Raw genomic sequence first — 15,912 nt, forward strand, 5'->3', positions numbered from 1 at the left:
TGGAGTAAATGAGTAAGGTTCAACTGGTATATGTAGGTATGTCGCAGATTGTCGGAGGTCCGGAGTTAGGGCTTCTCCTCTTGTCTAATCTCTCACAGACAAGGCAGATAGCTATTGTATGCGACCATCACATGGAGTATGAACTTGGTTTACGATCAGGAGAAAAGTCTATCACAGAACGATTCCTGCCTGAAGTACTTTGTAATATCAACCCATTGATGACCAGCGAGCATTATGAGATACTCTTTAACTCTATTGTTGATGGACAGTATAAAGCTTTGTTAGTGAACAAGGATGACCTGACACTTACGCCTATTCGAGCCTCTGATGCTGTTTTACTGGCACAGATAGCTAAGTTAAACATCTTTATGGAGGAGCATCTCTTCAATCGACAGAGTGTTGACAGTGGTAAGAGTCAGAATAAGATAGCCCTACCCGTGAATGCACTTAGTGTCGAGATGCTACATCATGCATTAGAGAAAGCAATAGAAGACGAGAACTATGAGTTGGCTTCTATGCTTAGAGATGAGATGAAGAAACGCTCGAAACTCTCTTGATAAGCAGTGTGTGTTATGTGTGTATTAGCCTGATAGTGTGCGTACTTACCAAGGAAGAAGATGTAATAAACCTAAAGAATGAAAGAAGCAAGATATTTTTACGTCCCTAACGCAGCTGTGGAAACAGCCTTACCTGCTGAGGAAGCTGTGCATGCCACACGTGTGTTAAGACTGAAGGAAGGGGACGAGCTCTTCCTTATGGATGGTGAGGGATACTTCTATCAAGCAGAGGTAACATTAGCAACAGCCAAGAAATGCCTATATGCCATTCGACAGACACTAAAGCAAGAGACCTGTTGGCGTGGGAAAATCCACCTTGCCATTGCCCCTACAAAGGATATGGGACGCGTGGAGTGGATGGCTGAAAAGGCAACAGAGATAGGTTTTGATGAGATAAGCTTCTTAGACTGTAAGTTCTCTGAACGTAAGACTTTGCGTACGGATAGGATAGAGAAAATCATTATCTCTGCCGTAAAACAGAGTCGAAAAGGGTGGAAACCAACTGTAAACGAGATGTCTCCTTTTCATCATTTCATAGAGAACTGCTCTAATCACGGACGTAAGTATATTTGTCATTGTTATCCGGAAATAGCACGAACAGACTTCTTTACCGCTATCTCGAACGATGAATCGTCTTTGTCAGGAGAGGATATTACGGTGTTGGTAGGCCCAGAAGGCGATTTCTCTATTGATGAGGTTCGCTACGCTTTGGCGCATGGCTTTGAGAGTGTAACACTGGGTAACAGCCGTTTACGCACAGAGACTGCAGGCCTTAGTGCCGTTATGATGTCGCAGCTTGCACGTAGAGTGTAAGCTGTTTTTGTGTGTATAAGGGTAGCGTTGATGCTGAATATGTCCAAAGATGAGTATGAGTAATAACACTTTTCATATTTAGCTTCATTGGTGCTAAGCGTCCTTACAATAGGTGGGTAGTCTCTCCAAACGGTGGGCTAAGTCAATGGACTAAAGCAGAGAAAGGATAACACCGTCTTTTAAGAGCATTAATAGATATATAATAAGACAAGTAGTAGGTAAAAGAACACCAATTATCAGGTTATATGAGAAAATGTTTATCGTACGCAATCAAATCGTTTTTTTTCGTTGCTCACCCGTGTAAGTATCAGAAAAAATGCTTAATTTTGCAGATACATTTAAATAACATTATTGTTTATAATTAATTATTTAGCTAAACTATGCAGAAAAGATTACTTTTCTTGATTACGTTGTTGCTTGCAATGACAACTACTGTCATGGCACAGATTACAACTTCAGGAATCAGTGGTAAGGTAATGTCTCAAGGTGAAGATGTTATTGGTGCTACCATCACAGCGACTCACCAACCCTCTGGGACCATTTACCGTGCTGTAACGAACATCGATGGCCGCTATACTATACAAGGTATGCGTGTCGGAGGTCCGTACAAAGTGACTGTAGCTTACATCGGTCAGAAGACAAAGACTTTTGATAATGTGATGCTCCGATTGGGCGAGACGGAGGATCTCTCTTGTTCTCTCGAAGATGATAGCAAGGAACTTCAAGAGGTTGTAGTAAAGGGTAGTGCAGGTGTCAACGCCACCAAGACTGGTGCAGCACAGAGTATCAACTCTAAGCAGATTGCTGATATGCCAAGTATCACCCATGGTATTGCCGATGTTGCACGACTTAATCCACAGCTGACAACGACAAACAGCGGTGCTATGTCATTTGCTGGAACAAGCAACCGTTACAACTCTTTCATGATTGATGGTGCTGCCAACAACGACGTTTTCGGTCTTTCTGGTGATGGAACGAACGGTGGTAGAGCTGGTGCGCAGCCTGTTTCAATGGAGACGATTGAGCAGATTCAGGTAAACGTAGCACCTTTCGACGTTCGTCAAGGCGGTTTCACAGGTGGTGCTATTAATGCTATTACTAAGAGTGGAACCAATGTCTTCCATGGTAGTGTCTATGGTTTCGGTAACAACCAGAACTTAGTTGGCTCAAAGTATCCGCTCGCTGATGGTGGTTATGCACCAAAGTTCAACAAGCAGAACGAGTATAATGTAGGTGTAACCTTAGGTGGTCCGATTATCAAAGATAAGTTATTCTTCTTTGCTAACTATGAGAAGACCAACAAGACCTATCCTAACCTTTACACATTAGGCTCTGAGCAGTCAGCTGTTGATGCTGTGAAGGCAAAGGATATCTTGGAGAAGATAGCTGACATCGCTAATCGTCAAGGAGTTAATTTCCCAATAGCTCTCTCCACCAGTGACATCTATACGAAGAGTAACAAGGTCGGTTTGAAACTCGATTGGAACATCAATGAGACCAATAAAGCCTCTTTGCGTTGGAGTCTTGTTGACGCTGTGCAGTTGAATAATGCTGGTTCACGCACATCAATCAACGGTAGTAGCTATGCTTTCCCATTCGAAAGCACAACCAATTCATTCATAGCTGAGTTGCAGAGTCGCCTCTCTCCATCTGTAGCCAATGAGGCTCGTGCCAGCTATGTACGTGTAAGAGACAACCGTGCTATCAGTGGTGAGTATCCAAACGTTACTATTAATAATGTAGGTGGTGGCGCAGTGAACTTAGGTATCGAGCGTTCTTCTATGGCCAACCGCTTGGATCAAGACATCTATACACTTGAGGATAACCTGACATGGTATAAGGGTAATCACACCTTTACATTCGGTACTCACAACGAATTGTATAAGTTTACAAACCTTTTCCTTCAAGATCTCTTCGGTAGTTACACCTTTAAGAACTATGACTCTTTCGTCAACTACTATAATGACTATGTAAATGGAACTATCGACCCAAGGAAGTCTTATATCAATCTATACCGTTACGGTCATGCTAATGTAGACGTAACAGGCGACCCACGCTGGGAGTCTTCGTTTGGTGCAGCACAGTTAAGTTTCTATGCACAGGACAAGTGGGATGCAACAACTAACTTTCAGTTGACCTACGGTTTGCGTATGGATATCCCTATCATCATAGACACTCCTACCGCTAATGAGCCTTTTGCTCAGTATGCTGACACCAAGGGTTGGAACGTAAAGACCAACCAGCGTTTAGCAAGTACGCCTCTTTGGAGTCCACGTGTAGGTTTCCGTTGGGACATCAACAAGGACCGTAGATATATTCTCCGTGGTGGTGTTGGTGTGTTCACAGGTCGTATCCCATTCGTTTGGATTAGTAATAACTATGCTAACACAGGTATTCAGGTATCATCATTCAATGTTAACTCTCCAACAGGATTGGAACTTTTGCTCAATCCTAATGGTCAGGAAGCAAATGCAAATAAGCTGAAAGCATTAGGAAGTCAGACTATCAACGTCTATGACCATAACTTTAAGTATGCGCAGAACCTCCGTTTCAACCTCGGTTTCGACTTCGATGTGTTGGGTATCAACTGGACAGCTGAGGCTATCTACTCAAAGACGATGAATGATATTCTGTATGAGAACCTTGCTTACGAACAGACAGGTAGAACTTTAGGAGAGGTCTATGGCAGTGCTGGCGTACCAGTAGAAGACAATCGTCCACTCTTTTCTAAGGTGACTGCAGGTAGTCCATATACAAATGTCTATAAGCTTAGCAACACCTCAAAGGGTTACACAGTAAACTTGAGTTTGAAGGGAGAGAAGCATTTCGACTTCGGTCTTGACTTGATGGCAAGCTACACTTGGACAAAGTCAATGAGTGTGAACAATGGTGGATCATCTGTTGCTGAGAGCAACTGGAGATTTAATTATACTTATCGTAACCCTAACGACCCAGAGTTGGGCAACTCTGCTTATAACATTCCTCACCGCATTCAGGCTTCTGCTTACTATCATGTAAACTATGGAGCACAGAAGCAATGGCAGACAACAGTGGGTATTATCTATCAAGCTAAGAGTGGTTCTCCATATAGTATCTACTATTATGGTGACGTTAACGAGGATGGTGCGAACGGTAACGACCTCTTCTTCATTCCTACAGATGCGCAGATTGATAAGATGCAGTTCGAGGAGACGAACTTCTCAGCTAATGCTCTTACTAACGCAGTATTTGGGGCTGGCTTCACAGCTCCTAAGTTGACGGCTGATATGCAGCGTGCGATGATGAAGCATTGGATTGGTAATGACTCTTACATGAAGAAGCATCGTGGTGAATTCTACAAGCGTTACGCTGATAACTTGGCGTTCGAACATCACTTTGATGTACATTTTGCACAGAAATATAGCTTCAAGGTGGCTGGTCAGATTAACTCTCTTGAGTTGAGCTTCGATATCATCAATGTTGGTAACCTCTTGAATAAGGACTGGGGTCACACCTATGGTGACGGCTTCGGTGTCTACTATAGCCCTGTTAACTACCAGAGAAACGGTCGTTATCAGTTCACAGGTGGTTATGCAACACGTAACTATAACGACTACTACAGCCGTTGGCGTGGTCAGATCGGATTACGTTATACATTCTAATCTGTAAGGTAAAACTATATAAAAAAGCAGAGAACTCCTGTCGGGGTCTCTGCTTTTTTTCTTACCTTTGCGCTTGATAGACAGCATCAGACAATCTGTGAGTGAACGCTCATAGCGTCTTTTTGCACTATCTTCATATACGAATAAAAAACCATACATTATGATTATTGATTTTGACAAGATTGCGGAAGAGCATATTGAAGGCTTCAAAGGAGGTGAGGGTAAGTTAGATGTGCGTGCTTTTGTGGATGATAAGGCTCGTATCATGTACTCTACTTTGCGTCCGGGAGCATGTAGTGGGAAGCACCAGCATGTTGGCTCGTTTGAAGCAATGTATGTTATCAGTGGTGAACTGACTGTTCATTATGATGACAAGACCGAGATTGCAAGGGTGGGGCAGCTTCATTATTGTCCAGAAGGTCACTTCCATTGGTTCGAGAACCGTACCGATCATGACGTAATCTACCTTGCTATTGTCCCAACATTACGTTAAGCTCGAATTATTTTCATGAAAAAAATATTTTTCTTCATGACAATAAATATTTTCTTTCATGAAAATAAATTCTTCCTCTCGTGATAATAATTCGTAATTGATGGGTAAGTGGAGTCTGAAAGTGGGCGATTACCCTCTCAGAAAGATTGGTGTAAGCCGTCAGTATGGGGCTTGTAGGAGGAAAGAATACAGTATTGATTTTATGTGTTAAGCATAAGTAAAAGCAATGATGTAGTTGTTTTATAGTAAGGAAGGGGTAACCCAAGCAATGATTCAACCTAAAACGATGAGAATTAAAAACCTAATAATGACAACGATAACTTTATTGACGGGATTGGGTGCAAATGCTTCTGATGCCGATAGCCTAATGGTGATGCGTGGCTTTCCTACCGATGAGGTGGGTATCGAACAGGGTGTGTCTGCCTGTTATGCAGGTAGGATTGATGACCAACTTGTTATGGCTGGTGGATGTAACTTCCCTGTGAATACGTTGGCTCCCGATAGTAAGAAGGTTTATTATCGTGGTATTTATGCTACCACAACTGACGATGGCGACCAGCTGAATTGGAGGTTGGTTGGCATGCTTCCTGAGCCTTTGGGTTATGGTGTCACGGTAACATACGATAACAGTATAATTGTCGTAGGCGGAATGAACAACGATGGCAGTTGTGGAAAAGTCTATCGTGTAAAGATTGTTGACGGTAAAGCCGAGGTGTTAACCCTCCCATCTCTACCCTGCACAGCTGACAATATGGCGGGAGCCTTGGTCGGTAGACACCTTTATATAGCAGGAGGAGCGATGGACGGTAAGGCTTCCAATCGTGTGTTACGCCTTGATTTAGATAATCTTTCAGCTGGATGGCAAGACGTAAAACCGTTCCCTGGTATGGTACGCGTACAGCCTGTAGCTGGTAGTATGGGTGATAATCACTTCTGTCTCTTCGGTGGCTTTGCTCCAGCAGGGAATGGTGAAGAAGCGAAATTGGCGATGGATGGATGCATATATGACGAGACAACAGATGAATGGCAGGTAGTTGAAGGACCGAAGGACGATATGAATCAACCGCTATTCGTAGGTGGCGGCGCAGCTATCAACCTGTGTAGCGACCAGCTCTTGGTCATGGGAGGTGTTAATAAAGACGTGTTCTTGTCGGCTGTCAATCATCCTCAACCCGATTATCTGAGTCACCCTATCGAGTGGTATCACTTTAATCCCTACACCTTATACTATGATAAAGCGGGCTGGAAGGTGCTCTATAAGAGTTCGGAAACGGCACGTGCTGGTGCTGCCTTAGCCCAGACCCATCATGGCTTGTACGTGATTGGTGGCGAGTTAAAGCCAAGAGTGCGCAGTAATAAGGTTGTGAAGTATCCGAAACGCTGATGCCTTTGGTTCTTTCTTCTTAGAGAAGAGTATAGAGACAAGACTTGAAAAGATGTCTATTATTAGTCATAATGGTTAGATATTACCCTTACAGAAAGGGAGTTATAAAGGATTTTCAATAATTTATTAATCGCCCATCACATCCCAAAAACAATCGACTATTGCCCATGATAAGGGATAGAGAGGTGGGAGCGGGCAGTAATCTTCTTATGAAAAAATACTATCCTTGGGTATTGGTTGCCCTTCTTTGGTTTGTAGCCCTGCTGAATTACATGGATCGACAGATGTTGTCGACGATGCAGGAAGCTATGAAAGTTGATATTGCAGAACTCAATCACGCAGAAGCATTCGGTGCTTTGATGGCCGTCTTCTTGTGGATTTACGGACTGGTGAGCCCCTTTGCGGGTATTATAGCCGACCGTGTCAATCGTAAGTGGCTTGTTGTAGGTAGTATCTTCGTGTGGTCTGCCGTGACTTATCTTATGGGTTATGCAGAGAGTTTCGACCAGCTTTATTGGCTTCGAGCCTTCATGGGCATCAGCGAAGCACTTTATATTCCTGCAGCACTGTCCCTTATTGCCGATTGGCATGAGGGGAAGTCACGCTCATTGGCTATTGGTATTCACATGACAGGCCTCTATGTAGGTCAGGCTGTCGGTGGTTTTGGTGCAACCTTGGCAGCGATGTTCTCATGGCATGCCGCTTTCCATTGGTTTGGTATCATCGGTATTGTTTATTCAGTAGTATTACTTCTCTTCTTAAAGGAGAATCCTAAGCACGGACAGAAAGCAATTTCACATGACGAACCGAAAGCTAACAAGAATCCATTCCGTGGTCTGTCGGTTGTCTTCTCGACATGGGCTTTCTGGGTGATCCTCTTCTACTTTGCCGTACCAAGTCTTCCTGGTTGGGCTACAAAGAACTGGTTGCCAACGCTGTTTGCCAATAGCTTGGATATTCCTATGTCAAGTGCAGGACCAATGTCAACGATAACAATCGCCGTGTCATCGTTCATCGGTGTTATCATGGGTGGTATTATTTCCGACCGTTGGGTACAGCGTAACTTACGCGGACGTATCTATACCAGTGCGATAGGACTCGGTCTTACTGTTCCGGCACTTATGTTCTTGGGTTTCGGCCATAGTCTTGTGTCAGTTGTCGGAGCAGGTTTATGCTTTGGTATTGGCTATGGTATGTTTGATGCCAACAATATGCCAATCCTCTGTCAGTTCATTTCTTCGAAGTATCGCAGTACTGCCTATGGCATTATGAACATGACGGGCGTGTTTGCGGGAGCTGCTGTTACACAGGTGTTGGGCAAGTGGACGGATGGAGGTGACCTCGGTCTTGGCTTTGCCATCTTAGGTGGTATTGTTGTGTTAGCACTGGTCTTACAGCTCTCTTGCCTACGACCAACAACCGACAACATGGAGTAAGAAATGTTTATAATTGCTTATTATTATCACATATAATCGCCTCTCCCACGCATGAAATCCCCTTCTTTGAGGAATAAAGGTGGAGGGCAACAATGTTTATGGAAAAGATTATCGGATTAATTGACGCACCGTTCACGCCATTCTATGCTAATGGCGATGTCAATCTTGAGCCTATAGAGGCTTATGCAGCAATGCTGCAAAAGAACGGATTGAAGGGAGTTTTCATTAATGGTTCATCTGGTGAAGGCTACATGCTTACCACAGAAGAGCGCATGCAGTTGGCTGAACGCTGGATAGAGGTAGCCCCAGAAGGCTTCAAGGTCATTGTGCACGTGGGTAGTTGCTGCCTGCGTGAGAGTGTGCGATTGGCCGAACATGCAGCGAAGATAGGTGCATGGGGCATTGGTGCTATGGCACCTCCATTCCCAAAGATTGGGCGTATTGAGGAGTTAGTGAAATATTGTGAGACAATAGCAGCAGCGGCTCCTTCACTTCCATTCTACTATTATCACATCCCTGCCTTCAATGGTGCTTTCTTACCAATGCTCGACCTCTTGAAGGCTGTCGATGGTCGTATTCCTAACTTCGCAGGCATCAAATACACCTTCGAGAGCCTCTATGAGTATAATCAATGCCGTCTTTACAAGGATGGAAAGTTTGATATGCTACACGGACAGGACGAGACTATCCTCCCAAGTCTTGCTCAAGGCGGTGCTAAAGGTGGTATCGGTGGTACAACCAATTATAATGGTCGTGAGCTGACAGGTATCATCGAGGCATGGAACAAGGGTGACATCGAGACCGCTCGAGAGAAGCAGAATTTCTCACAGGAGGTTATCAACGTCATTTGTCACTTCCGTGGCAATATCGTTGGAGGTAAGCGTATTATGAAGTTGATGGGCTTCGACCTTGGTCCTAACCGTGTTCCATTCCAGAATATGATGGATGAAGAAGAGGTGCGGATGAAGAAGGAACTTGAAGAAATCGGTTTCTTCGAGCGTTGCAATAAGTTCTAACAAACACAATACAGCCCAATATTTCCCTTTCTTCTCCCCTTTTAATGTCAATTAACTTGTTGGGGGAGTGGGAAATATTGGGCTGTTTTCTTTCCTATTGGTCGTTTGCTGTTTGCCTATCAATTATAGATAGTAATCTCACCAGCAATCGACTGTTTCATGTATTTGCGTATCGTCTCTGTATCGTTGTACTTCGCTTGTAGATACATCAGTTTCGTTACGGCAGCTTCAACCGTACTGTCATAACCGCTGATGACGCCTGCGTCCTTGAGTTGATAGCCTGTGTCGTATCGGTTCATCTCAACTTGTCCGCTGATACACTGACTGATATTGACCACAATGACATTGCGTTCTGTGACCTTTCGGAGTAAGTTCATGAGCCAAGGTTGCTGTGGAGCATTGCCACTTCCATACGAGCGCATGACAATACTACGCAACTCTGGAGCATCAAACATGTGATGAATAAGATGCTCCTCGATACCAGGGAAGAGAGAGAAGATTATCACATTATTATCTAACTCGAAGTGTGGTAGCATCGGTTTCGTGAAGTCTGGCTTTAAGATATTATGTTCGTTAAAGTTGAAATTTACTCCAGCTTCGCAGAGGTGAGGATAGTTAAAGGTGTCAAACGCATTAAACTCGTCTGCATTCTGCTTTGTTGAGCGATTGCCTCGAAGGAGATGTCCACTAAAGTAGATGCAAACCTCGGGTACCATTGGGGTGCCGTCTAATTGATGAGCAGATGCCAATTCAAGACTTGTCATGAGGTTCTCCTTTCCATCCGTACGTAGCTGCCCGATAGGGAGTTGTGAACCTGTAAGGATGATAGGCTTGGTGAGGTTCTCAAACATGAACGACAAGACCGAAGCTGTGTATGACATCGTGTCTGTACCATGCAAGACAACAAAACCGTCATACTCGTCATAGCGGTCGGAAATCACTTCTACCAACTGCTTCCAACGCACGGGTGACATGTCGGAAGAGTCGATAGGAGGGTCGAACTGATAGGTATCGACCTCCGTAGGGATGAGTTTGAACTCAGGAACGTTGTCAACAAGATGGTTGAAGTCTAAAGGCTCCAATGCACCTGTCCGTGGGTTGTGTCCCATACCAATGGTGCCACCTGTATAAATAAGTAATACTTTGTTGGTTCTGTTCATCGTGCATTAGTTTGTTACATCTGCAAAGATAACAAAAACATTTAACTCCCATCGTAAATCATACAGATTATTTTGCATATATTTGAGTAATGTCTTTCAACGTGTAGATTTTGGTTTAGGATACTCCTTCGTAGCTTGTGCTATCTTGCTGTTCGATAAGACTTTAATTGAATATTCTTTTGTGTGGGCTTCCTAATAAGTAGGTGTGATTTTATAGACTTTAGTAGAATAGGCGTTCTAACACATAAACAGCATATCTACCTTTATTCGTTTATCATATTACTGCGAGTGATTTGCTTCATTTCTAAACAGCATCTTGAGTTGTGTAAGTAATCGACAGCTTCGGTGTTCACTGGTTATACTAAGCGTATCTGGGTATCTGATACATTGTTGATAGAGATGTTACAGACTTGTTATTGTCGTTGAATAGAATAAAGCTAACGGCTAATTTAGGTTCTTCCGTTAAATGTGTAGATTGTTAATAGAATGAGATTAATCCACATACATGGTAAGCTTACCTCCAATAAGATTGTTTTATAAGGGGGGGTAAACTATATGATAAATGTAATTAGGTGTGATGTCTATCTATCGTCTATAAGCAATTTATTCCTATTAGCCTAATTAGGCTATTTAGTCCAATTGGGCTAATTAGGCTAATAACTTATTATTCTGTTATAATTTTTCACATCATAATTTTGAATACATGCTCTTTTGGCTTCTAAAAGACGCCCTTTTGGCTTGCAAAAGATGCTCTTTAAGACCCTTGCTAACGCCCTTTTGAAGTCCAACTAAGCACCTTTTACTTTATACCTGGTAACTAATTGATATCCTGTTGATTGCAAACCTGCTTCATGTGTGTATTTTTGTCGTTAGTTATAGGTATTTTCCTTGAAATTATGTAATGATTTTTCAAACCCTTGTCTGCAGATTTTCGAAATCTTAAAACGAAAAGATTTTCAATGAAAGAGGATGAAAATAGGATAGATAGTTGACTGTCTCAGCCATATTTTTGTTTAATGAGTAACTTTGGCTCTTACGTTAAAGCACTACGAAAAGAGTCCACACATTTAACGGAAGAACCCTAATTTATCTGAGGAAAACACTTTTGTTGTTTATATCCCTATCCCATAAGAGGAATAAATAAAAGGACTATAAACGTATAGACAGAAAACAATAATCGAGTAGAAAGGAAAGGCTTTGTTTTCTTTCTACTCGATTTTCACTTGTTAAGGGTTATGCTCTTATTAAGTAAGCAGCAAGACCATGACGTGGACCAAGATATTTAGCGTCTATTGTAGTAATAGGCTTGATTTCTTCTATGACATATTTCTTTCCTTGATAATTGATGATTTGGCCAACTTGATACTCTGCGTTGAAACGAACCATCTGCTTCTTGCAGCGTTCAGAGACACCAAGGAAGAGCATACGACCAGTTCCATCTGAGAAAATCTCAATCTTTGGTGTAAACTTTCCGTAGTTGATATTGTACCATACCCCTATGACTATTGCTATGATTGCGCACAGAATAACAAGTGCGGCCATTATGTAATATGTGTTTATCTCCATTTGTGACTGATGATACGAAGGTTAATTCTTTTGATACTTATTCATGTCCCAGTTTGCATAATACTCAAGGTTCTTGTGTAGAACATCGGCCTGTGAGAAATACTCCCATGGAATGTTATGGGCAGATATACCCAATACAGCACAATCAATAAATATGGTCTTTTGATATTTTCCGTAGTGGAAATAAACCTTATTGTGGTCAACACGTTCCAGTTTACCAAACATTGTTACAAAGCCGATGCCATCCTCATAGATATGTAACTCCATGAAGGGTTGTTTCTCTTTCCATTTTATCAGCGTTCCTATTACTAAAAGAATTGCAATTATCCAGAGACCGTGAATCATAAAGTTTACTCCAGATGAGAGCCAAGCTACTCCTTTCATCGAATTAGCAAAGTCTAACATAGCTTGCTGTACGTTTGGTATGCGTGTAATGCCATAAATAATAAGGAATACAACCCAACCCTGTATAACTCCTTTCCATTTTCCTTTTCCTACATATTGGCTTGCATCCAATATGTGTTTAGAAACTAATTTGTCTTCCATTTGGTTATTTAATAAGTTGTTTATTTGCTACAAAGGTATGAAAGTTCCTACAGATGAGTAATCTAAATAGGTCTTTTTTGATGTAAGATGGTCCCTCCTTTTGTCCATTTGACGTTATTTAATAGATTGAAAGGAATATTGTTTCTTTTATTGTATAGGGCAGAACCGTTTGTGAAGGATATTAACTCTGTCTCTCAATGTGCTGCTGACTGGGCAATCCCCTTAAAGACAACGTTTCCTGTCATCTCTATCATCTCATGTAGAGACTAAATTTGTAAGTTTATAATCGGTTTACTTGAAATGTTATAAATGACAGGAAATGAATATATTCGTAATATAGTAGTATCGAGAAATTCCTCCTTACTCTATTTGAACTTTATCACAACGTATAATGAGGAGTCTCTCCTTATTATGTTTATCTATTGAGTAGATATTCCATCTTTTCTATGTTTCCTTTTAATTCAGCCTCGTTAGGTGTTGGATTCATGAATAGGGAGAGCGTTTCCTCTAACTGTTGTAAGGCCTTCAAGTTCTTCTGTTGTTTATATTCCTTGCGTAGTGTTTCAATCTTGGCAACGTTTTGTACACCTCTTATGATATGTTCAAAACGACGGCTTGAGTGGTTTCCTGGATATACAATGTAGGTGTCGCCTGGTGTGAACAACTTGAAGCGACTGTCATACATAGGGTTATCAGTCCAGTTCATCCATGCCCAGCGAAGGAAACCATTGAAGCCATTAGCAAGGCAATAGAGTGGGAGGTAGGTTGCTTCGATTGGTTCGTTGTTGCTACCCACATTTGGCATTGCATCGGGACAAGCCGTGTAGGAGATGCTAATCCAACCTTTCGAATTCCTCAAAGCAAGGTCGTCTGGTGTAAACTGCTGCTTCCATGCAATACAATAATCATAGATCTTATCGACAAGTTCTTTGTGGTAATTTCCTGCTAACGACATCTTAATACCCGGTGCAGCCTCCTGCGCAATGCGATAGGCATCTTGCATAGCATCGAGGGAACGTTCGTCCATCGCTATGACGGTTCTGTCAAACCATCCTTTCTCCTTTTGATGGTCAGCAAAGGAACGTAGAAATGGAATCCACATGTCGCTGTATTCTTTGCTGTTGGTCGTAGTTTTAAGGTCCTTATAGCTTTTTGAGGCTTCGTCATAATAGGTGAAAGTCATGTCCCAAGGCACCATTGAGAAACAGTTGATGTCTCCATTGATACCACAAGAGTCGAGGAACGAAATCCAACGGTCGAAGGCTGTATAGTCATACGACCATGTTCCGTCTGCTTTTCGTGTCGTCTCAATCATCGCATCGAACTTATCATTGCTCTGTACGCCCCAAGGTTCGTAGAAGAGGATAGCTGAGGCATTGCGTTGTCCAGCACGTGCCAGCAACTGCATATAAGGACGGAGGATATCAAGATGTGCTTGACTCCAAGGAGCTACGCCATAATATCTGCTGGCAGCGTAGGGTTGTTGCCAGAAATTAAGGTGGAAATTATCAGAGAGGGAGAGCTTCCGATTGAGTACTTTAACAGTGAATGGGATGGTGCTGAGTATCTTTCCGTCTTGTAGTAGTTGTAGGTTAATCTTATAGGAACCAGTCTTAATATTCTTTGGAACCTCAATCGTGCACCAAGCAGACTTGCTATACATTGGATCGTCGGCCTTTATGCTGTCGTCACCAATGATATCGGGCATGAGCCAAGTCTGTAAGGAATCAGGGTGATTACCACAGTTTTGGAAGTCATCAGTGATAACGGCAGAAAGAAAATGAGCTGTAGCAGTCGACAGGAGTCGATTGCTACAGCTCATTGATAGTTTTAAGTTGCCCTTTACCATCTCTGGTAACGAGAACTCAAGTCCGATACGTTCGCCTTTCCAGGCTGTTATTTCTTTCTTCTCACTTGCTTTTTTTTTACAGCAAGTGGTGCTTTGGTCTGATGTGCCTTAGCTGCATCGACCATGTACTTAGAACGATCAACGTATGGAAGAATATCATATTCTCCATTAGTAATCGCCTTCAATGATAGGCTCTTGAACTCAATATCATAGCCGTCATTCTGTCCACGTACCTCATAGAGGAAGCCAATGCGCTGGTTCTTCATAAGTACCATTGTTGAATAGCATGAAGATTCGTCGGTTACGCGCAAACCTTTCTTCCAGTTGCTACCTAATGCATGGGCAGTAGAGTAGTCTGCGTAGGATGCTAACTCCTTATAGAAGAAACCTACACTATCACGTCGTGCGCTGAGTGGAACTGACTGAAGGGCTACAAAAAGCTTCTTGCCGTCAGCTATTCTCTTTGCAGGAACAATCAGAATACCACCATTGCAGGCATTTACCTGCTTGCCTGTCATATTCTGTGGCATAACCTCTTCGCCCCAGCTACCTGTAGCCTTCGCAGCATCTTTGTAAGTATAGATGTTGAAGCGTCTACCTCCATAAACGTCACGACAGCTAAGTAATACACTACCATCTGGCATCTCCTCAACCTTTGACTCATCCTGTGCAATAGAAGGAGCCTTTGAAGGAGTACCTAAGACGTGCCATGTGTGACCGAAGTCATCAGAATAGATAACGAAAGTACCGCAACGGTCAACGCCTTTCTGACGGATAGGATGTGCTACGTAAAGACGATAGAACTTGCCTTTGCGGATGTAACGGCTCTGCATAATCTTACCTGATGTGAGGAAGATACCATCTGGATTACCACCATTAGGCAACTTTCCATCGTAGAGACCGTGAATCATCTCGGTAAGATCTGTTCCATTGTCCCATGTCTTACCACCATCAGTACTGTGGAAGAAGTAAGCATGCTGCGGGTTCTGCCGAGTAGCTGTTTGATAAGCACTCTTACCAGCTACACAATGAAGGAGCACATTGTCTGACGTACGGTCAGCAATGATACTTGGATCACCGAACGCAGTACGGACGGGGTCGGCCGCATGTTCGTTACCTCGTGCCACGCAAACAGTGTCAGACCAAGTCTTACCAAAGTCCTTACTCGTCTTCATGACAATGTTTATCTGCCACAAACCATTTCTATTGTTCCATCCTACATCGGTATGACTAAGGCGGAAGTCGCAAGCAGCTAACAGTGTACCCTTACGTGTCTCAGTAATGGCTGGGATACGGTAAGGCACTGGGCTGTTCGCTCTATCAAAAACGATGGTGGTAAAACCATCATCGTTCTTGATATTGTTGTTCTTGTTTATTCCTACTGCACCTACTTGTAAGAGTGAGATACAGAGGTAAACAGTTAATAAGATCTTTTTATACATTAATCGTGA

Annotated in this window: 12 protein-coding genes; 7 read left to right on the forward strand and 5 right to left on the reverse strand. The window is 42.7% G+C overall.

Annotation, left to right across the window (positions count from 1 at the left end; translation table 11 throughout):
* Nucleotides 1-8 precede the first annotated feature (8 nt).
* The 7 genes from AXF23_RS03885 (at nt 9) to AXF23_RS03915 (ending at nt 9,340) form a co-directional block, all read left to right on the forward strand.
* Nucleotides 9-557, forward strand: a complete 549-nt coding sequence (locus tag AXF23_RS03885; RefSeq protein WP_009012172.1) for a bifunctional nuclease domain-containing protein — start codon at nt 9-11, stop codon at nt 555-557.
* Between the two features lie 78 nt (nt 558-635).
* Complete coding sequence (locus AXF23_RS03890) at nt 636-1,370, forward strand: RsmE family RNA methyltransferase (protein ID WP_107624366.1); 735 nt, start codon at nt 636-638, stop codon at nt 1,368-1,370.
* A gap of 380 nt (nt 1,371-1,750) precedes the next feature.
* On the forward strand, nt 1,751-5,011 hold the full coding sequence (locus AXF23_RS03895) for a TonB-dependent receptor (RefSeq protein WP_107624367.1): 3,261 nt from the start codon (nt 1,751-1,753) through the stop codon (nt 5,009-5,011).
* A gap of 160 nt (nt 5,012-5,171) precedes the next feature.
* Nucleotides 5,172-5,504, forward strand: a complete 333-nt coding sequence (locus AXF23_RS03900; protein ID WP_089366729.1) for a cupin domain-containing protein — start codon at nt 5,172-5,174, stop codon at nt 5,502-5,504.
* A gap of 307 nt (nt 5,505-5,811) precedes the next feature.
* Nucleotides 5,812-6,888, forward strand: a complete 1,077-nt coding sequence (locus AXF23_RS03905; protein ID WP_107624368.1) for a cyclically-permuted mutarotase family protein — start codon at nt 5,812-5,814, stop codon at nt 6,886-6,888.
* 209 nt (nt 6,889-7,097) lie between these two features.
* The gene (locus tag AXF23_RS03910; protein ID WP_107625787.1) at nt 7,098-8,324 is read left to right on the forward strand and encodes an MFS transporter; all 1,227 of its coding nucleotides are present in this window, start codon (nt 7,098-7,100) and stop codon (nt 8,322-8,324) included.
* Nucleotides 8,325-8,422: 98 nt separating this feature from the next.
* Nucleotides 8,423-9,340: a dihydrodipicolinate synthase family protein gene (locus tag AXF23_RS03915; protein ID WP_107624369.1), complete on the forward strand. Its 918-nt coding sequence runs from the start codon at nt 8,423-8,425 to the stop codon at nt 9,338-9,340.
* A gap of 119 nt (nt 9,341-9,459) precedes the next feature.
* On the opposite strand, the gene AXF23_RS03920 is transcribed toward AXF23_RS03915, so the two are convergent.
* The 5 genes from AXF23_RS03920 to AXF23_RS03940 all read right to left on the reverse strand — a co-directional run bounded on the left by AXF23_RS03920 (nt 9,460) and on the right by AXF23_RS03940 (nt 15,903).
* The gene (locus AXF23_RS03920) at nt 9,460-10,500 is read right to left on the reverse strand and encodes an asparaginase (protein WP_107624370.1); all 1,041 of its coding nucleotides are present in this window, start codon (nt 10,498-10,500) and stop codon (nt 9,460-9,462) included.
* 1,233 nt (nt 10,501-11,733) lie between these two features.
* Nucleotides 11,734-12,066, reverse strand: coding sequence for a hypothetical protein (locus AXF23_RS03925; protein WP_107624371.1), 333 nt, complete (start codon nt 12,064-12,066; stop codon nt 11,734-11,736).
* A 21-nt stretch (nt 12,067-12,087) separates the two neighbouring features.
* Nucleotides 12,088-12,612, reverse strand: a complete 525-nt coding sequence (locus AXF23_RS03930; protein ID WP_107624372.1) for a hypothetical protein — start codon at nt 12,610-12,612, stop codon at nt 12,088-12,090.
* Nucleotides 12,613-13,027: 415 nt separating this feature from the next.
* Nucleotides 13,028-14,434, reverse strand: coding sequence for a DUF4091 domain-containing protein (locus tag AXF23_RS03935; protein ID WP_107624373.1), 1,407 nt, complete (start codon nt 14,432-14,434; stop codon nt 13,028-13,030).
* Between the two features lie 74 nt (nt 14,435-14,508).
* Nucleotides 14,509-15,903, reverse strand: coding sequence for a sialidase family protein (locus AXF23_RS03940; RefSeq protein ID WP_107624374.1), 1,395 nt, complete (start codon nt 15,901-15,903; stop codon nt 14,509-14,511).
* Between the last annotated feature and the right edge of the window lie 9 nt (nt 15,904-15,912).

The organism is Prevotella sp. oral taxon 313 (assembly GCF_003043935.1).
In the GTDB taxonomy this organism is placed as follows: Bacteria; Bacteroidota; Bacteroidia; order Bacteroidales; family Bacteroidaceae; genus Prevotella; species Prevotella jejuni.